19 protein-coding genes are annotated in these 20249 nt (G+C 40.4%); 13 read left to right on the top strand and 6 right to left on the bottom strand.

All coding sequences use genetic code 11. The features are described 5' to 3' along the window. Positions 1–613: 613 nt before the first annotated feature. The 3 genes from DX009_RS11700 to DX009_RS11690 all read right to left on the bottom strand — a co-directional run bounded on the left by DX009_RS11700 (position 614) and on the right by DX009_RS11690 (position 3669). A complete protein-coding gene (locus DX009_RS11700) occupies positions 614–1756 on the bottom strand; it encodes a cytochrome d ubiquinol oxidase subunit II (protein WP_115084210.1) in 1143 nt (380 codons plus the stop codon). Further along, positions 1753–3288 carry a cytochrome ubiquinol oxidase subunit I gene (locus tag DX009_RS11695; RefSeq protein WP_115084209.1) on the bottom strand — a complete coding sequence of 512 codons (1536 nt, stop codon included), beginning with the start codon at positions 3286–3288 and terminating at the stop codon, positions 1753–1755. Before DX009_RS11695 ends, DX009_RS11700 begins: the two co-directional genes overlap by 4 nt. Positions 3289–3450: 162 nt before the next feature. Beyond that, positions 3451–3669: a DUF4492 domain-containing protein gene (locus tag DX009_RS11690; protein ID WP_115084208.1), complete on the bottom strand. Its 219-nt coding sequence runs from the start codon at positions 3667–3669 to the stop codon at positions 3451–3453. Between the two features lie 409 nt (positions 3670–4078). Here DX009_RS11690 and DX009_RS11685 point away from each other — a divergent pair, with 409 nt between their 5' ends. The 5 genes from DX009_RS11685 to DX009_RS11665 all read left to right on the top strand — a co-directional run bounded on the left by DX009_RS11685 (position 4079) and on the right by DX009_RS11665 (position 10552). Further along, entirely contained in the window at positions 4079–5764 is a 1686-nt protein-coding gene (locus DX009_RS11685; protein ID WP_115084207.1) for a TolC family protein, read from the top strand. A gap of 111 nt (positions 5765–5875) precedes the next feature. Further along, complete coding sequence (locus DX009_RS11680; RefSeq protein ID WP_115084206.1) at positions 5876–6862, top strand: HlyD family secretion protein; 987 nt, start codon at positions 5876–5878, stop codon at positions 6860–6862. A 220-nt stretch (positions 6863–7082) separates the two neighbouring features. Then, positions 7083–8246, top strand: coding sequence for an ABC transporter permease (locus DX009_RS11675; protein ID WP_006045973.1), 1164 nt, complete (start codon positions 7083–7085; stop codon positions 8244–8246). A gap of 120 nt (positions 8247–8366) precedes the next feature. Beyond that, positions 8367–9692 (top strand): ABC transporter permease, encoded by a 1326-nt coding sequence (locus DX009_RS11670; RefSeq protein WP_115084205.1) that lies wholly within the window; start codon positions 8367–8369, stop codon positions 9690–9692. 599 nt (positions 9693–10291) lie between these two features. Beyond that, on the top strand, positions 10292–10552 hold the full coding sequence (locus DX009_RS11665) for a SemiSWEET family transporter (protein ID WP_006045969.1): 261 nt from the start codon (positions 10292–10294) through the stop codon (positions 10550–10552). A gap of 146 nt (positions 10553–10698) precedes the next feature. Here the strand turns inward: DX009_RS11665 and DX009_RS11660 are convergent, their stop codons facing one another. Beyond that, the gene (locus DX009_RS11660) at positions 10699–11991 is read right to left on the bottom strand and encodes a M64 family metallopeptidase (RefSeq protein ID WP_115084204.1); all 1293 of its coding nucleotides are present in this window, start codon (positions 11989–11991) and stop codon (positions 10699–10701) included. A 133-nt stretch (positions 11992–12124) separates the two neighbouring features. Between DX009_RS11660 and DX009_RS11655 the strand changes: the two genes are divergently transcribed. The 5 genes from DX009_RS11655 (at position 12125) to rpmA (ending at position 16052) form a co-directional block, all read left to right on the top strand. After that, on the top strand, positions 12125–13111 hold the full coding sequence (locus tag DX009_RS11655; protein WP_040595760.1) for a Gfo/Idh/MocA family protein: 987 nt from the start codon (positions 12125–12127) through the stop codon (positions 13109–13111). Positions 13112–13115: 4 nt separating this feature from the next. Next, positions 13116–14285, top strand: a complete 1170-nt coding sequence (locus DX009_RS11650) for a DUF4421 domain-containing protein (protein WP_115084203.1) — start codon at positions 13116–13118, stop codon at positions 14283–14285. An 18-nt stretch (positions 14286–14303) separates the two neighbouring features. After that, entirely contained in the window at positions 14304–15251 is a 948-nt protein-coding gene (locus DX009_RS11645) for an N-acetylmuramoyl-L-alanine amidase-like domain-containing protein (protein WP_115084202.1), read from the top strand. 175 nt (positions 15252–15426) lie between these two features. Continuing rightward, entirely contained in the window at positions 15427–15744 is a 318-nt protein-coding gene (gene rplU / locus DX009_RS11640) for a 50S ribosomal protein L21 (RefSeq protein WP_006045964.1), read from the top strand. Between the two features lie 17 nt (positions 15745–15761). After that, on the top strand, positions 15762–16052 hold the full coding sequence (gene rpmA, locus DX009_RS11635) for a 50S ribosomal protein L27 (protein WP_006045963.1): 291 nt from the start codon (positions 15762–15764) through the stop codon (positions 16050–16052). A 333-nt stretch (positions 16053–16385) separates the two neighbouring features. Here the strand turns inward: rpmA and panD are convergent, their stop codons facing one another. Both panD and panC read right to left on the bottom strand, forming a co-directional pair. Next, positions 16386–16730: an aspartate 1-decarboxylase gene (panD, locus tag DX009_RS11630; protein WP_115084201.1), complete on the bottom strand. Its 345-nt coding sequence runs from the start codon at positions 16728–16730 to the stop codon at positions 16386–16388. A 6-nt stretch (positions 16731–16736) separates the two neighbouring features. After that, entirely contained in the window at positions 16737–17588 is an 852-nt protein-coding gene (gene panC / locus DX009_RS11625) for a pantoate--beta-alanine ligase (protein WP_115084200.1), read from the bottom strand. Positions 17589–17755: 167 nt separating this feature from the next. On the opposite strand from panC, the gene DX009_RS11620 reads away from it, so the two are divergent. The 3 genes from DX009_RS11620 to DX009_RS11610 are packed head-to-tail and all read left to right on the top strand — an operon-like array spanning position 17756 to position 20143. After that, positions 17756–18568: a glycogen/starch synthase gene (locus DX009_RS11620; RefSeq protein WP_006045959.1), complete on the top strand. Its 813-nt coding sequence runs from the start codon at positions 17756–17758 to the stop codon at positions 18566–18568. Continuing rightward, positions 18565–20022: a DUF4270 domain-containing protein gene (locus DX009_RS11615; RefSeq protein WP_115084199.1), complete on the top strand. Its 1458-nt coding sequence runs from the start codon at positions 18565–18567 to the stop codon at positions 20020–20022. The genes DX009_RS11620 and DX009_RS11615 overlap by 4 nt, the downstream gene beginning before the upstream one ends. Next, entirely contained in the window at positions 20012–20143 is a 132-nt protein-coding gene (locus DX009_RS11610; RefSeq protein ID WP_006045957.1) for a hypothetical protein, read from the top strand. Before DX009_RS11615 ends, DX009_RS11610 begins: the two co-directional genes overlap by 11 nt. Positions 20144–20249 lie beyond the last annotated feature (106 nt).

Raw genomic sequence — 20249 nt, 5'->3', positions numbered from 1 at the left:
TCTCATTGTTTCAATGCCTAAGCACAGCTAACATTGTACGTTTTTTTGAACGAGAACAATTCTTTTAGCCAATGTAAGTCTTGTTTTTGCAGTGCTCAAACAAGCTTAATTGCAAAAAAATTGCCTTATACAGGTTCTCAATCTGCGGTGCAAATATAACCCTTTATTCTTAAATAAGTATAACATAAGGTAAATAAAGCATTATTATAAGTGTTTTTTAACATTCCAATAAATTGAATATGAATATATAAAATTGTTTTCGTGTATATATGCAAATATACGTATCGTTGCGCTGTAATATATCTTTCTGAAAGTCAAATAGTTACAAAGGCATTTCAAAAAGTAGGTTTTTGGCGTGCAAAAAGGGGGTTTTTATAATGCAAAAAGGGGGTTTTTGCAAGGTAAAAACCCATCTTTTGTTTTCCGGTAGAGTATCTTTCACAATATATGCACCATAAATATGCAGAAATGTGCTATTGTTGTTGCTGAATAAATTGGGTACTATTGTCTACAAAATAAAATAAAAATGCGATGCATTCGTTTGGAATACATCGCACTACTATATATTGTTTCACCACTATTGAGGCTAAAACAATGAAATGAAAAAGAGTTGTTAATAAGCGTGATCGTCGTCCTCAATCTCCTGACGGTCAATCTTTTTGCTATCAATACTGCGCCAAGCACAGAAGATATAACCCAAAACAAATGGTGCAATCAGGCTTGCATAGAACATTGCGGTGAGGGTAAACTCGCTCGAACAACTGTTCTTAATAGTTAAAGAACTCTGCAAATCGGCAGTAGATGGGTAGTATGCTGTGTTGTTATAGCCTGCTATAAGGAACAAAACTATTACAACTAACACCACGCCAATGCCTGTTGGCCAAATGCCTTTTATGTAGTTTTTTTGCAAAAGTGTGCGTACAATGCCAAAAAGCACCAACAACACGCCCACCAAAAGCACAAGAGCCAAGTACCACATATCTATAAGATTGTGCAAATACTTCATTTCTTCCATTACTATGGCACCTTCTGCGTTTACCGCATAGCCACTACCAAGAAGGGTTTTGCCCAAGAATGCAAGGAAAAACACAAGGAACAGTATGGTGTTTACAAGCAATTGCGGACGAATGCGTGCACGTATGGCATCGTCGGACACATTATTATTAATATAAAGAATGCCCAACACGCGTGCGAGAAACACAACGGCAATTCCAAAAACAACCACCCATGGGTTCAATAACACGTCTAATCCGCGTGAAGCATTAGCCCAATGAGAGATAACAGGCTGCATACTGTTTACTATATTAGCCTTTTCTACTATGAAATTAGACCCTGTAAAGAAGGTTGCAACGGCACCGCCAAGCAACAATGGTCCTACTATACCATTTATAATTAGGCACGTTTGGAAGGTTTTTACACCCAAAAGATTACCTGCTTTGTTCTGAAACTCGTAGCTAACAGCCTGAATTATGAACGAGAAAAGAATGATAATCCACACCCAATAAGCCGAACCGAAGCTGGTAGAATAGAACAATGGGAACGAAGCAAAGAAGGCTCCACCAAACGTTACCAGGGTAGTGAAAGTAAATTCCCACTTACGTCCTGTAGAGTTTACCACCATACGGCGTTCTACATCAGTCTTTCCTAATTGAAAAATCATAGAGTTTGCTCCCTGCACAAACATCAAGAAGACAAGCAATGCCCCTAAGAGTGCAATTAGAAACCACCAATAATGTTGCAAAAAATCGTATGTCATAGCTGCGGTCCTTTCTTTATTTGTTTACACATAATACTTATTTCTACTAGAAGCATAGCCGTAAATAGGAATAAGAACAAGAAGAATGTAAGTGCAACACTCCCACTATTGAGGTCGCTAACAGCTGCCCATGTAGGCAACATATCCTGTATTGTCCAAGGCTGACGCCCAAATTCGGCTACCAACCACCCACATTCGCTAGCAATATATGCCAACGGAATAAGTGCAACGCCCACAATTTGCAATAGACGTGGACGGCTTATATCCTTTCTATAAAGCACAAACAGGATAATGGCAAACACCAAAATGAACAATGCTCCTAAGCCTACCATAAAGCGGAATGCCCAGAAATTGATACCAATAGGTGGCACAGTTTGGTCTGCATTCTTAATGTAGCCATAACCAAAGTACTTCATGTTCTCCTTCAAAGTCTTTATGTTGGCATCTGTTTTCTGTCCTCCACGATAGGCTTTAAGGGCTTCTATGGCTTGTTTTCCACGTATAATTTTCTCTTTAAGTGGTAGTTCTATCGTGCCATCGTCCTTTGTGTAACCATTAATAATGTTACGAATACCAGGCACATAACCGTTAAAATCGCGTGTAGCAAGGAACGAAAGCACCTTAGGAACAGCAATTTTCATTGGTGGTTCTGTCTCTTTTGTGTAGTCGGACTGTGCAAATGGATTCACAAGAGCCACCCCCGTAAGAGCTTCTCCCCTGCCTCCTTCGTACAAAGCCTCCATTGCTGCAAGCTTCATAGGCTGATGTTGTGCCACAAGATAAGCCGATTCGTCGCCAGCAACGGCAGTAAGCAACGACGCACATAGTCCTACGACAGCGCCAACCTTTAGACTTTTGCGCGCAAAGTCTACATGTCGCTTCTTCAAAAGGTACCAGCAGCTAACGCCAACACAGAAAGCTGCACCCAAAACCCATGCAGATGTAACGGTATGAGTAAACTTATTCACAGCCATAGGGCTTAAAGCAACTTCCCAAAACGAGGTCATTTCGTTACGCATGGTGTCTGGATTGAATTCACAACCCACAGGATTCTGCATCCAAGCATTGGCTACAAGAATCCACCAAGCCGATATTGTGGCGCCAATACCCGTAAGCCAGGTAGACGCAAGATGGAATCCGGGCGACACTTTCTTCCACCCAAAGAACATAACAGCCACGAAAGTAGATTCCATAAAGAAGGCTAACATACCCTCAATAGCTAGCGGAGCACCGAAGATATCGCCTACAAACCAAGAGTAATTACTCCAATTGGTTCCGAATTCGAACTCCAATATGATGCCAGTAGCTACTCCCATAGCAAAGTTAATACCGAAAAGACGTTGCCAAAACTGCGCCGTCTTTTTCCAAAACATCTCTCCCGTACGATAATAGTACGTTTCCATAATCCCCATAATGAGAGCAAGACCAAGTGTTAGCGGCACAAACAGCCAGTGATAGATGGCTGTTAGCGCAAACTGAGCACGCGACCAGTTCACAACATCGGGGTCGATGGTTAATAATAGATTTCCCATTTCTTAATAATATAACTGTTAGAATTTATTTATAGTTCCCTCGTTTATTCTCATTTCTACACATAACAGATGCTTAAACACACCATACAATTTACTATATACACCATAACCAATTCACATATTCTATAATAGTAGGCTTTAAAAAGTCTCTATCCATAACATTTAGTTGCGCTTTAACATTTCCTTTTCAACGAATTTTGCTTCATCACTACCCTTAGAATGCTCTTTTATAAAGTTCGGAAAAAAGAACAATTTTAGGACAAAAAACATAATAAAGAGCTTTATTAATATTACAAGCCATAGCGTTTTGCCAAGCGTCATACTACGAAATCCATCGTAGTATAAGTCAAAAACCCTATATATAAAGCCTCTTTTGCGCATTTAATGTAATTGTTTCGTAATGTGTACTATATACAATTGTATGGTGCAAAAGTAAGAAATAAAAATAAAACTTAGGCATTTTTTCTTTTATTTTACCCACTTTAACGAAAATAAAGAAATAATAAAGCTATTTATTTGGGGCGATATTACAAATAGTTTACCTTTGTATTAAGTTACAGAAGATAGTACTATCAAGTGCCAAGCAAGGTTTAATTTAGTACGAATTAAGTTTTTTGAACTACAAAATATAGGTTGCTTTAAGGTACAAAACCAACTGTACGAAATGCAAAAACCATACTTTTGGAATGCAAAAACCATACTTTTGGAACGCAAAAACCATATTTTTGGTACGTAAAAACCATACTTTGGGAATTTAAAAATGGCAGTATTAGATATAGAATAGAACTTTATGATAAAACGAACGTTGCTTTTCAGCATATTTTTAGGTGCTGTTAATTTTGTTTTTTCGCAAGAAATGGCTTCTATTATACAGGAAAAACCACTGAGAAGGCTGGGAATACAGCCCTCAATTGCGCAAGAAACAATAGGCGAAAAACATAAAGTGCAAACTTCGATGGCACTAGAAAACACTGCAACAACGCAGGAAACAGCTGCCGATAAGATGGAAAACGGAACGGCAGAAAGCCAAGAAGTGATTGCAGAAAGACGCAATGTGCTGTCGTTAAAACGTTGTCGTGAACTGGCTTTGGCTAATAATAAACAGCTCGCAATATCTAAATTGACTGCTCAAATAGCCGAAGACACACACAAAGCTGCCAAAACTAAGTATCTACCACGTGTTACTGGTATGGCAGGATACGAGCATCTGTCGCGCGAAATATCGCTTCTGAACGATAAACAAAAGCAAACTCTCTCTTCATTAGGGTCTACAACAGTAGGTCAGGTAGGCAGTCAGATTGGTCAAACCATTGGTCAGCTGCAACAACAAGGCTTCATTTCGGCTCAAGTAGCCCAACGATTAGCCGATGTTTTAGGTGGTATTACAACGCCACTATCCCAAGCAGGCAACAACATTGGTGAGACAATACGACGCGGATTGCGTACAAACACAAAGAATATGTATGTTGCTGGCATTATGGTTACGCAGCCTATATATATGGGAGGAGGCATAAAAGCACTTAACGACATAGCTACCATTGGCGAAGAGTTTGCTCAAAACGATATAAAACTAAAGCAACAAACAGTGCTTTTTGCCGTTGATAATGCATATTGGCTTATTGTTTCGCTCCAAAAAAAGTCGATACTGGCTATACAATACCGCAATCTAATAAGCAAGCTGCACGATAATGTAACTAAAATGTACGATGCCGGCGTTGCAACAAAGGCTGATGGTCTGAAGGTTTCAGTAGCTGAAAACACCGCAAACCTTACCATTTCGGAAATAGAAAATGGCATTTCGTTAGCGAAAATGGCACTTTGTCAGCTTTGTGGACTACCTCTTGATGGCGATTTAATACTCGAAGACGAAGCAACAGACAATCTTTCAGGTTTTGTTCCTACACATTATAATAATGTAGATACTACTTTTAATGCTCGTCCAGAGGTACGAATACTACAAAATACAGTAGATATTACCAAACAAAACACCAAAATAATACAAGCACTTTATCGTCCACACCTAGCCTTAACAGCAGGTTATACTGTATCGAACCCCAATGCTTTCAACGGATTTGAGCAGAAATTCAAAGACATTTGGAGTGTTGGACTGGTGTTACACGTACCCATTTGGAACTGGGGAGAAGGCAAATACAAGGTGAGAGCCGCTCGAACAGCTACCCAAATGGCACAAATGGAACTGAACGACGTACGAAACAAGATTAGATTAGAGGTAGAACAAACTCGTTTCCGCCTTAAAAACGCCAACAGTCGCCTGGCTACGGCTAACAAGAATATGGCTTCGGCAGAAGAAAACCTACGTGTTGCCAACCTCGGATTTAAGGAAGGAGTAATGACAGTTACCGATGTTATGCAAGCACAAACGGCATGGATGTCGGCAAAAACTGCCATTGTTGATGCCGAAATAGATGTTCGAACCGCACAAGTAGCACTTAAAAAGGCACTCGGAGAACTGTAGAAGCTTTAGCAAACAACCACTATTGTTGCACAAGAAAGTGGATCTTCAAGCTGAAAAATATTATTTTAGAACTATAATAGAAACAAAACAAACATAACAAAGACATTCATTATGTCAGCAAAATCGCAACATAACAACATTCTTTTAGCCATTCTGGGCTTTGCCAGTGTAGTAATACTAGTGGCAGTAATAGGCTATTTCACCTTAGGAAAGGACGAAGAGATTATTCAAGGCGAGGTTGATGTCAGCGAATATCGTGTAGCTTGCAAACTACCAGGACGTATTACAGACATCAAAGTAAAGGAAGGCGACTACGTACACAAGGGACAAGTGCTCGCTGTACTAGCCATTCCTGAAATGAATGCACAGGAGAACGTAGCCAAAGCTGCTGCCGGTGCAACCGAAGCTCTAAGCGATTTGGTGGAAGAACCCAATAGACAAGAGCTGATTACAGCAGCTTACAATGTTTATCAGCAGGCTATTACTGCCAACGAAATAGCTGGAAAGACCTACGGACGACTACTTCGACTTTTCAACGAGGGGGTTATTTCGGCTCAAAAACGCGACGAAGCTGAAGCAGCATATAAAACTACGCAGTCAGCAGTGGACGTTGCGCGTGCTCAATACGACCTTGCAAAGAGCGGAAAACGTAAGGAAACCAAACAAGCAGCCAAGAAACAGGCACAAGCAGCACGCTCTGCAGTAGACGTTGTTAGGTCGTTTTTAAAGGAAACAGTACAAAGAGCTACTGCCGATGGGGAGGTTTCTACTATCTATCCAAAGGTTGGCGAGTTGGTAGGACTAGGAAGTCCGATTATGAGTATTGCTATGACGAACGACGTTTGGGTTACTTTTAACATTCGCGAAGACCAGCTTAATGGTATGAAGGTGGGCACAAAGCTGAAAGGTTTCCTACCTGCATTCAACAAGAATATAGACTTACAGGTTACGTCTGTTAAGGATCAGGGTTCGTATGCTGTATGGAAAGCAACAAAAGCAAACGGACAATACGACCTTAAAACCTTTGAAGTAAAGACAAAACCCATAACAAAAGTAGATGGAATGCGCCCTGGTATGTCGGTCATATTAAAGAAATAGCATCGTAACAAGGTGGAAATTACATCTTAAAAATACAGAAGCTACTATACCAAAAGGTGGAAGTCTATATATAATAAGGTGGAAATAGTTTTCTAACAAAATAGATATAACTCTCCCGTAAAATAGCAAAAGCAACAAAACCTGCCTACATTGGTTTTGCATATAGCCTGCTTTTTACTTAAGAAAGAGAGAAAAACAAAACAAAAAAAACGGCTCAATCGTGTTCCGACGCATTATAAACATAGCGGCAAGAGAGGTAGATCAGCTTGTACATACACCCATCTACCTGTTCTGTATGGTGATTTTTCCTATTATCATTCTTATTTTTTTCACATCGCTAATGAGTTCTGGGCAACCCGAAAAGATGCCTTGTGGTGTGGTAGATAACGACAATTCGGCTGTAACACGTACACTTATACGCCGATTAGATGCCTTCCAAAGCACAAAAGTAGTAGCCCATTACACAAACGTAAACGAGGCGCGGCGTGCCATTCAGCAGGGAAAAATATACGCATATCTATATATTCCAGAAGGAACAACCGCAAAACTTGTTAGTGGAAGACAGCCTACAGTGTCGTTTTATTATAGCAACGTTACATTGGTAGCAGGGTCGTTGCTCTTCAAAGACCTTAAAACCATCACCACACTCGGCTCGGCTGCCATTGGTTCGGCTAAGCTTCAGATGTTAGGAAAGACCAATAGAGAAATAAAAACTACCCTTCAGCCTATAGCACTCGACGTGCATACCATTGGAAATCCGTGGTTAAGCTACAACATTTACCTCTCTACCATTATGGTGCCAGGTGTGTTTATGCTATTCATGCTACTAATTACGGTCTACTCTATAGGCACTGAACTAAAGTTTGGACGGTCTAAAGAGTGGATGCAAATGGCAGGAAAGAACATTTTTATAGCACTTTCGGGCAAATTGTTACCACAGTTTCTTGTATTCTTCAGTATGTTTTTGTGCTACGAATGGTATGTCTATGGGCACTTAAACTTCCCCCACCCCGGTGGAATTTCCAAGATGTTGCTTATTGCTTTGCTCACCGTTACAGCGGCACAAGGGTTTGGTGTGTTCGTATTTGGACTAATGCCATCGCTCCGTATGTCTATGAGCGTTTGCTCATTATGGGCTGTTGTGGGGTTCTCAGCGTGTGGAGCAACCTTCCCTTTGTTTGCTATGGATTCGCCAATTATAGCTTTAGCGCAGCTCATACCCCTCCGACACTATTATATGGTATACCAAATTGCCGTCTTCAATGGCTATCCTCTCATTAACGCATGGCCACATGTGGTGGCTCTCGTTGCCTTTGCGGCTCTGCCATTGCTTACTGCACGCAACATAAGGAGGGCTATGTTAGAGTATGTTTACATTCCTTAGTGCACATAAAAGTGCCATTCATTGTATGCTACATTGTACAAACGAACAGAAAATAGATAGTAAAAGATTCAACAAAAAGGCAAGTTTCCTATTGTAAAAGCAAGGAAGAAAAACGAGCTTATGGAGAAAAAAACAAACAGTAGGCATACAAATGCCAACAGCAATTTAATTGTTTCTATCTGCTACATTTGGTGGATTGAAATGAAGAATACCATTAAAGACGAGGGTGTTCTTATATTCTTCGTACTCGTTCCGTTGCTCTACCCGTTGCTTTATTCATGGATTTACAATAACGAAGTGGTGCGCAATGTGCCCGTTGTAGTGGTAGACCAGTCGCATACAGCTACTTCGCGCCAGTTTGTGCGTATGGTTAATGCGTCTCCCGATGTGGAGGTGGCTTACTATTGCAACAGTTTGCCTGAAGCAAAAACCGTTGTAGAACAACAAAATGCCAATGGTATTATATATTTACCAAAGAACTTTGAGCAAACATTAAACCGAGGAGAGCAAGCCCATATAAGTGTTTATTGCGATATGAACCTTATGCTTGCCTACAAAGCAATATACCAAACAAGCCTCGCTGTAGCCCTCGAGATGGGAAAAGAACGGCAAAAAGATATGATAGGAAATATTACCGTACGCGACGAACAGGTGAACACACAACCGTTAGAGGTGGTAGAAGAACCCATTTTTAACGTTACTGGAGGTTACGGAAATGCCATTCTGCCGGGTGTGTTAATACTTATTCTACAACAAACCCTGCTGCTTGGCATTGGACTTTCGGCAGGTACAGCACGCGAAAACAATCGCTATCAAGACCTTGTCCCCATCAGCAAGCACCATAATGGCATATTTAAGATAGTGCTGGGAAAGTCGCTTTGCTATTTCATGATATACTGTGTGGTGGCTGCTTACATTACTTTAGCCGTACCACACATATTCCATTTCACCATGTTGGCACAGCCTGCCGACCTTGTTGGGCTGCTTGTACCCTACCTTTTATCGGTTATTTTCTTTGGAATGACACTCTCGTGCCTTGTTCGACACCGCGAAAACGTAATGTTGCTTGTGGTGTTTACGTCCATTCCTTTCCTATTTTTAACAGGCGTTAGCTGGCCTCGCACCAACATTCCTGCCATTTGGGAAGGCATAGCATGGCTCATTCCTTCAACATTTGGCGTACGCGGCTTCCTTAGTTTGTCGTCTATGGCAGGCACGTTAGACGACATTCGCACCGAAGTGTTTGCACTTTGGACACAAGCCATTGTCTATTTCTTCATTACGTGTATGGTGTATCGCTACCAAATTATTAGTGCACGGAAACACGCTATTGTCCATGTGGGACGAACAAAAGACAAAATTGAAAAGGCACGAACGGCACGAAAGCAACAGGTTTCTGACAACAAAGGCACACAAAACGCACACAGCGAGGAAACACCAAAATAGTTATTGCAACCGAGAAATACATACTATAGAAAGCAGCTAATACATCGCAACATTGTAAGAGTGCCGAAGCCAAAAAATAAAAACTCCCTTTTTGCATTGCAAAAACCATACTTTTGCAATGTAAAAACCCCCTTTTTGCACGCCAAAAACCATACTTTTGCACGCCAAAAACCATACTTTTACACGGCGAATATGTAACACACAGATAGCGAACACGTTGCGAACATTACATAAATGTGTTTCAAACGGATTGCAAATGTGCCCCAACGTTTTACGAATGTGTGGCGAGCACGTATACACGGGCACGATAAATCAGCCCCTACAGCTGCTGACAGCCTGCCAATAATGTTGCTGACGGATTACAATAACACAACATTCAAAACACAAAAACAGCCCCCATTCTAACAAAAAAAATACAAAAAGATATACTTTCTTTCAGCATTTCTTTTTTAAAAACCAAACTTTCTATATCTTTGCAACGGAGTTTAGGGTAACAGAAGAATACACCTTTCAATAGTAAAAAAGCACATTCGTTATGCTATCCTTGTCTACCACTAAATAAAAAAGGTAATATCACACAAATAAAAAAAGGATTTAACATGACGAAAGAGAAGTTTTTTGAAGCTATGGGTTGGGTAGGTATGGTAACATCTATACTAATGTACGTGTTCTATTTCCCGCAAATATGGAACAATTTGCACGGCCATAAAGGTATATTCATACAGCCTTTTATGGCAGGAGTAAACTGTACGCTATGGGTTTGCTACGGTTTGTTTAAGGAAAAACGCGACTGGGCACTTGCCATAGCCAACACTCCAGGCATTATTCTTGGGTTTATTGCTGCATTTACAGCACTCTAAAACAAAAGTTTGCTATGATTATTGCATAGCAAACAACCATTTATAAAAATACATTCGGCACCTTCTAAAAATAGAATTAGCCGAAAACAATAAAGGCAGACTCGTTTGTTTACACCTTCAGAGTCTGCCTTTCGTTTTGTCTTCTCCTATTCTGTATAAAACTTTATTAGCTTTGTAATGGCACGTTGGCACACCGGACAGAAGTTAGGATTTTGGTTTGTGCGCATTCTACAGTCGGGATAGGCACGGTAAACCCCGTGTTTTGTATATCCAGCAGGCTCGTATGCACCTATTTTCCATAGCTTTTGGTTAGCATTAGGCCTATCAAGGTCGGCTGGTTGTGGCGTTGGCACGGGCGTACCAGGTGTTACCATATCGCTCCACTTAGACTTAAAGTCTACCAAAGTAGTAAGATTGGCTTCCCATGGCTCTATATCGTGCGGATACATAGGTATATCGTCGTAGCCATACTCATCGCCAAGCCCTGCAAAAGAGTGTCCAAACTCGTGCACCACTACAGGTTTAAAAGCAGAATGTCGTACCATTGAGAGGTTATACGAGTTAAGAATGCCACCGCCACCATAGTTTTCGGTGTTCACCAACACTATTATGTGTTCGTAAGGTGTACCTGCCAACCAGTTGTGAAGGGTTTTAAGGTGCAACGTAGTAAGGTATCTGTCGCTATAGAATGTATTAAAATTAGAGTGCAAAGCCGTGTTTTTCCAAATGCCTTTGCCCGGATTTGACGTACCACTTTCAGCCGATGGCGATTTAACAGCTATTACATTGAAACGGTTTCTCAATGCTTTAAACGGCTCGTGAGCAAACAAAGCTTCCATAGCCGTGCGGCAATCGTTCAAAAAGGTAGGCATTTCAGCCTCTGTATAGCCCTCTGCTATGTAGGCAATATGTATGCAACGTGTAGTGTCGGCAGCCTTTTGCAGTGTTTCGTAGGAGGTTACGTGCTTTTCTCCAATACGTCTTATCAAAATATCGGTGGGCACAACGGTGTGCGTAAGCGATGTCATTACCTGTCTGCGGTTGTCAAACAGTTCAACCGTAACATCTACAGTGTCTTTAGGAAATGGCACTAAAAAAACATTTTCAAACGACTTTGAGTTTGTTTTAGCCTCGTTGTAGGTAAGCCATTCCTGGAAAAGTGTAGAAAAAGAATTACGGTAGAGCACCTTATTTGTACCATGTTGGCGCACCGTAATATGCCCGTTACCCTCTACAGGCAGTTCATTTAACCTTTGTTTCTTACCATACCAGTGTGGAATACGGCAGAGTTCGTCTACAGCAATGGCTTGATGGCGTGCGTTTCCTGCGAAATTGTAATCTAAACGCAACGTTGCATCTTCAAAATAACGTTGAAAATCTTGCGCAAAAGCAAATGTGCTAATAAGCAAGAATACCAATAGCAAATTTATTTTCCTCATATTTTAAATAGTATTTTCGTTTGTTTGCAAATTTAATAATATTTTTCTTATTCTGTCTTCACCTTATATATATTTATTAATAAAGGCACTTTTATTCGGTAAAAAATTGTATTTTTGCACAAAAGAATTAGCAATGAAGCACATATCTTGGGGATTTATAGGTTTAGGAGAAGCCACAGAACACAAGTCGGGAGCAGCTTTTAACGCTGTAACCGAATCGAATGTGGAAGCCATCTTCAGCGAAAATGCAGCCGATGCACGCACGTACGCCAACCAATTAGGCGTTCCTCACTGGTACACCGATGCACAATCGATGATAGATAACCCCAATATTAACGCCATATACATAGCAACTCCCCCTATAGCACATGCAGCATACGCCATTATGGCTATGCGTTCGGGAAAGCCATGCCTTATAGAAAAGCCCTTAGCAGCATCGTACGAAGACTGCGTTCGCATTAATCGTGTGTCAGAACAAACGGGTGTTCCTTGTTTCGTAGCCTACTATCGGCGCTATCTACCCTACTTTAAAACGGTGAAAGATATACTGCAACGGCACGTCATAGGTAAGGTTTTAAGCATACAAATACGCTTTGCCGTACCTGCAAACGAACTAGACGACAATGAAAATATAGACGAAAAGCCATGGCGATTGCAGCCACAAGAAGGCGGACGAGGCTACTTTTACAATTTAGCTCCACACCAACTCGACCTGCTTCAGTATCTTTTCGGCATCATTGTAAAGGCACATGGCTACACAGCAAACCGCACAGGGCACTACAAAGTGGAGGATACGGTGAATGCAGTGTTCCGTTTTGAAAGCGGACTTTGTGGGAGTGGATCGTGGAGTTTCGCCGCTCACGAAAGTGCAAAAGAGGATAGTATTGAGATATATGGCACAGAAGGACGCATTGTTTTCTCGGTTTACAACTATAATCCCATAACACTTTACACCAGCGAAGGTATGGAATGCTTCGATATAAAGAACCCACACTATGTGCAAGAACCACTTATAAGGGCTGTGGTACAAGACCTTCAGGGATATGGAAAGTGCGAAATTAACAGCATAGAAGCTACTCCCACCAATTGGGTAATGGACAGAATTTTAGGTATATACTAACACAATGGTTGGCAAAAATACTACTATTTGCTTACTTCTGTTGCTTTTTGTTAGCACAATAAAGGCAGAAAACAGCAAAGATACAATACCAAACAGGATAACAAAACTATGGAGCGATAGCACTGTATGGCAACTATCAGACTCCATTAAACACATGCCTAAACTACATTTGCACCAAACAGAGAAGGCTATAAACGTGGTAGGTGGAATTGATACTACTTATATAGAACCGCAAAAATATAACTTTACGGTTATGTTACAGAACACTAACAACTTTGAAATGTATGCTTTAAGTAGTAGAGAAAACTACCATCTTACTCTCGCACCCGAACCAACGGTACGCATCGGACCCTATGCTGGGTGGCGATGGCTATTTCTTGGATACACGCTCGATATAAAACACCCTTTCTTTAACGGCTCAAAACAAAAGCGAAAAGAGTTCGATGTAAGTCTGTATAGTGCAAAAATAGGAATAGATCTCTACTATCGTAAAACGGGAAAAGACTTTAAAATACGCAGTTTATCGTTAGGAAAAAAGATAGAAACACACCCTATGGAGGGCATGGAGTTTGATGGTGTGGAGACAACAGTTAAGGGATTCAACATCTATTACATATTTAATCATAGACGTTTCTCCTATCCTGCTGCCTTCAGTCAGAGTACAATACAACGCAAATCGGCTGGAAGTCCGCTCATTGGCATAGGTTACACAAAGCATACACTACGCATAGACTGGCCCGAATTCTATCAATTGGTTTACAAATACCTAAAAATGGAAGGACGATACGAGGACATTAAAAAGTCGTTAGAACGAGAAGAGCTACGCTATACTAACTTTACTGTGAGTGGCGGATATGCCTATCACTATGTGTTTGCACGTAATTGGCTGCTTGCAGGGTCGGCAATGCTGGGCTTTGCCTATAAACACAATCGAGGAAAAATAGTGGAAGAAAACTCCTCAAAGCATCGAATTATATCCGATAATATCGATTTCGATGGCATTGTACGCTTCGGAATGGTATGGAATAATATGAAATGGTATGCGGGAACAAGCATCATTATGCACGCATTCAACTACCATCGTAACGGATTTTCTACCACAAACCTATTTGGGAATATGAATATCTACGTGGGAATGAACTTTGGTAAACGTGGAAAAAGAAAGAAAATATAAACTTAAAACTACATTAGTATGAAGACTTTAAGGTTAGTTTTCTTGCTCGCAATGCCCATTTTGCTTTGGACAAACAGTATTGCTACACCCACTAATTATGGTTATCGACACATAATGGGTAGCGCACAACATAACGAACAAGGGGCTAAAAAAGGCTTGCAAACCGACTCTGCCAAAATAGAACAATTGCTTTCATCGCTAATTCCGCTACGTTCAGAACTTAAAAAAGAAGACTTAATAATAAAGGTAGCACGCATTTTTATAGGAACTCCCTACGTTGCACACACGTTAGACCGTAACAACGAGGAAACACTCGTGGTGAATATGCGTGGTATGGACTGTACTACCTATCTAGAAAATACCATTGCCGTGTTGCTATGCGTAGATAAAAAGCAAAGCCGTTTTGCCTATTTTAAACAAATGTTACAATACATTCGATATAGAAAAGGACAACTTTCGTACGAAAATAGACTACATTACTATGAATGGTGGGTAACCGATAACCAGCAAAAAGGTATTCTTCGCCAAATAGAAACGCCAAATCCACCCTTCACAGCCACGCAAACGCTGAAGATAAACTATATGAGCGAAAACTATAACAGCTACTATATGCTGCGAAACAACCCCGAACGAGTGGCAGCACTAAAGAAAATAGAAGACCAAACCAACGGAACAAAGGTGCAATACATACCCAAAAGCCAGCTAAACAACACAGAACTGCTGCGCAAAGTGGTGCGCAACGGTGATATTATAGCCATTACCACACGCAAATACAACCTTGATACAACACATTTAGGCTTCGCTGTGTGGCACAACAACGGACTTTATATGCTCAATGCATCGAGTTTGAAACGCAATGGTAGGCAAGTGGTAGAACCAAAAGAAACACTTTACCAATATTTAATGCAACAACCCAATAGCACTGGTATACGTTTGGCACGACTAATATTACCAAACATAAGATAGATACTATAGCTAATCTTTGTTAATTCTTCCTAATTCGAACCCCGTAATTATCACAAACTCCACCTTAATAAAAAGAAAAAGCGTAACTTTGCACCGTTTTTATGCCGTTTAGGCTCGGGTAAGTGCGAGATAGATGCCTCGCCGCCTATCGGTCAAACCGTTTACATTAAATAATATGTACGCAATTGTAGAGATCAACGGTCAGCAATTTAAGGTTGAAGAAGGTAAGAAACTCTTCGTCAATCATATAAAAGATGCTGAAGAAGGAAAGACCGTTGAGTTTGACAAAGTTCTGCTTTTAGACAACAACGGAACTGTAACAGTGGGCGCACCTACTATAAATGGTGCAAAAGTAGTGGCAGAAGTGTTGAATCCTTTGGTGAAAGGCGACAAGATTATCGTCTTCAAAATGAAGCGCCGCAAGGACTATCGCAAAAAGAATGGACATCGTTCACACTTCACACAAGTAGAGATTAAAACAATTAACGCTTAAATTTAGGAGGACAAAGAATGGCTCATAAAAAAGGTGTCGGTAGTTCTAAGAACGGACGCGAATCACATTCAAAGCGTTTAGGTGTTAAAATTGGAGGAGGACAGAAGATTATTGCAGGCAACATTATAGTACGCCAACGTGGCAATAAGCACTATCCTGGAGAGAACGTAGCACAAGGTAAAGACGATACACTATATGCTCTTGCAGACGGAATCGTTTATTTCCACAGAGGAAAGTACAATAAGAGCAAGGTTTCTGTACTCTCTGAAGATGCTTACGCAGCCAAAAACAAAACACCAGAAGCGTAAAGCGAAACAAACAAAACTATTCCAAACAAACAACATAATCCCGAATTTCCAATGGAAGTTCGGGATTTATGCTTTATAAAAAAAGATATACCACACACAGAAAACAATTCAGGCTAAAAGTAAAAAGGTACTTTTCGCAATGCAAAAAGGTGGTTTTTGTGTTGCAAAAACCACCCTTTTACCTCGTAAAAATAGGGTTTTTCAAATGCCAAATAATGAGCTTTGCAAAGCATTGATACAAAAACAGTTACATAGAGAGCATATCTACGAAAAACATTTGTACCAGTTTCAATATTCTTATAAGTCTAAAACAAAATGTAGAGAAGCCGTTCGCTATAAACAGTTACCCTCTTTTGGGAATACTATAGTGGGTTTAAAAGTCTTCGCTTCCTCAAAATCCATTAGAGCATAACTTATAATAATAATCGTATCGCCCACCTGAACTTTCCGTGCAGCAGCCCCATTCAAGCAAATACAACCCGTACCACGCTCACCTTTTATTATGTAAGTTTCGAGCCGTTCGCCATTATTGTTGTCCACAATTTGCACCTTTTCGCCAGCAATCATATTGGCAGCGTCCATCAAATCTTCATCGATTGTAATACTTCCCATATAGTTAAGGTTTGCCTCAGTAACCTTAACACAATGCAATTTGCTTTTTAATACTTCAATCTGCATACTAATTTAGCCCTTATATTTAATATGGTCGATAAGTCGGATAGGTGTTTTACCACAATAAACGGTTATGCACCCCACAATGTAAGGCGTATCGTCCCACGATTTTACTGGCAGCAACGTGTTGCCATCTACTATATCAAAATACTCCACTTCTAGCCCATCAACAGCATTAATGTCGGCTATTACCTTGTTATGAAACTCCTGAACACTAAGTTTTTCCACCTCGTTAGTACTTGCCTTCAACACCTTATATATATAAGGAGCTATGGCACGCTCGTCAGCAGAGAGTAAAGTGTTACGCGAACTCTTTGCCAGTCCATCTTCATCGCGTACTATCGGACATTCAACTATGTCTACATCAACATTTATAAAATCTACTAAACGTTTCACAACAGCTATTTGCTGCCAATCCTTTTCGCCAAAATAGGCACGATTAGGACGCACTATGTAGAACAAACGGCTAACTACTTGGCACACACCATTAAAGTGTCCAGGTCGTTTAGCCCCTTCCATAACTGTAGATTGTGGGGGAAATTCAAAGTGTCTGGTATCTGGTGTAGGATACATTTCGGCTACCGATGGCGCAAAAACATAGTCGGCACCACTCGTTTCTGCCAATTTGCAATCAGCATCTAATGTTCGCGGATAGCGTTCTAAGTCGTTTTTATCATTAAACTGGGTGGGATTAAGAAACACCGATACCACTGTTACATCGTTTTGCTGTGCACTCCGCCTAATCAGCGATGCATGTCCATCGTGTAAAGCACCCATTGTAGGCACCAATCCAATGGTTTTTCCTTGCTTGCGGAGATAGAACAGCTCATTCTTTAAATCGACAATCCTTTCAAATACTTTCATTTTGATGTCTCAATAATTTGGCTGCAAAGTAACAACAAATTTATTTAAAACTCGTAAGAAATAGCTAAAAAGATGTTCAAATGCCACCTTTTAGACACTATTTCCACATTTTTAGCCTACAATTCCAATTATTTTTCGTACCTTTGCACACAGTAAAGCATTTATAAATGGGAAAGAAAGTATTGTTTATCAACCAAGAAATCGCACCGTATGTCCCTAATTCGGAGATGGCAAACTTTGGTGCTGATATGCCACGATGTATGCAAGACGCAGGGTTTGAGATAAGAACGTTTATGCCTAAATGGGCTGCTATTAACGAACGGCGCGGACAATTGCACGAAGTAATACGACTTTCGGGTATGAATCTTGTCATCGACGATATGGATCACCCACTTATCATCAAGGTAGCAAGTATACCACAAACACGCATTCAGGTCTATTTCATTGACAACGAGGACTATTTCCAGAAACGTTCAGCTATGACTAAGGACGAATTAGGCAACGATTATCCTGACAACGGAGAGCGTGCTATCTTCTTTGCACGGGGTGTTTTGGAAACAGTAAAGAAGCTTCGATGGGCTCCAGACGTAATTCATTGCCAAGGTTGGATGTCTGCTGTAATACCATTCTATGTAAAAACAGCCTACAAAGACGAACCACAGTTTGCCAAATCAAAGGTTGTTACATCGCTTTTTACCGAACAACCACGTGGAAGTTTGGGCAAAAAGTTTAAACAATGCCTCGAATTTAAAAGTGCAGAACTAAGTTTGATAGAGAAATATGGCGACAATTTCGACTTCAAAGAGTTAGGAAAACTTGTTATCGACTACTCTGATGGTATCATTCAAACTAGTAACAACGTGAACAAAGAGCTTATACAGTACGCCAAAGACAATAAAAAAGAAATACTGTTGCAGCCCGATAACGAAGAAGAAGTAAAGACAAAATACACCGAGTTCTACAATAAGATAATAGAATGAAAGCAAAAATATTAGCTTTTGGGCTAGCTTTTATGGCATTAGCCCTTACTGCTTGCGATGATACAACCGATGGAATAGGAGGTACTCTCACCGATCAGACAGACAAACTTAACGTACAAGCCGATACATTTAATATTGGTTCGCACAGCGTTTTGGCTAGTAACATACTCTCACGAGCTACCGATGGGTTTCTGGGAAAGCTAAAAGACCCCGAAACACAGTCGGATGTAACAGCCAATTTAATGTCTCAGCTCTACGTATTGCCTAACTATCAAATGCCAGAACAAAGCATAGTAACAAGCAAAGACCCCAACGGGAAAATTATTGCAGACTCTTGTGAACTGCGATTGTACTACTATTCGCACTATGGAGACTCATTAGCACCTATCAAAATCACTACGTACGAACTTGATAAACCAGCAGAAGAGGGACGACAGAACTATTCTAACTTCGACCCACAGGCAGAAGGATATATCAGAACTGCCGCTAACAACGGATTAGAGGTTAGTACTACGTACACATTAACAGAACTTGCGGTGCCCGATAGCGTGAAGAAAGACAAAAATCACACACCAAATATACGCATAAAACTTAACCAAACATACACAGATAAGTCGGGAATACAATATAATAACTATGGAACATATATGATGCAGAAGTTCTATGAGAACCCAAATAACTTCCAAAACATATACAATTTCCTACATAACGTGTGTCCGGGATTCTACTTTAAGGTAACAAATGGGATAGGTTCCATTGCCAATATAGCAGCTGTTCAACTTGTAATATACTATCGTTACAAAGATGCAAAGGACGGAAATAAGGTGAAAACAGGCGCAACCCACTTCACAAGTACCGAAGAAGTGTTACAACTAACTAACTTTGTATTCGACAGAACTCAATTACAAACACTCGCAAACAATCCAAATGCATCGTATTTAAAGACACCTGCAGGTTTGTTTACCGAAGTAGAACTACCCGTAAACCAGATTATGCATGGGCACGAGAACGACACTTTGAACTCAGCAAAGTTCGAATTGCAACGCTATATTAGTCATACCACTTCATCTTACAAGATGAATATACCCCAATATGTGCTATTAATACCTACAGAATTGGCAGAATCGTTCTTCAACGAGAATAAGGTTCTCAACAATAAAACATCGTTCTTAGCCCGCTATAACTCCCAAACAAACAGCTATAAGTTCGATAATATGGCTGGAATAATAAACTATTTCGCTCGCAACAGAGCCACTTCTGCCAGCAATACTAACTGGGGTAAGGCGCTTGTAATACCAGTAGAGGTGAGAACATCTAAAGATGAGCAGAACAACGAGGTAGTAAATAGGATATCGCACTATATGGGATTGTCGAGCGTAATGCTACTTGGAGGAAATCAATCGATGGGCAATATAAAAATATCGGTAGTGTATAGCAAATTCAATGGCAGATAACTTTCTCGAGAAACATTACGAAGAGTACGAACAACGCAAGGCTGAATGGTTACGAAAGAAGCGACACCTGCAAATAAAAAAGGTGAGAAACATTCGTAAACCAGACGATGAGGCATTATAAAAACCACAATGGCAAGATGAAACAGACTCTGTTTCGCTTGCCATTTTTTTTGTTTGGCACACCATTTGCACTATAAACCAAACAAGGTACATACCTAATTATATAA

Source organism: Prevotella pallens, from assembly GCF_900454935.1.
In the GTDB taxonomy this organism is placed as follows: domain Bacteria; phylum Bacteroidota; class Bacteroidia; order Bacteroidales; family Bacteroidaceae; genus Prevotella; species Prevotella pallens.
The sequence above is the reverse complement of the archived record's forward strand: the minus strand, read 5'-3'. Positions and strand labels throughout refer to the sequence as shown.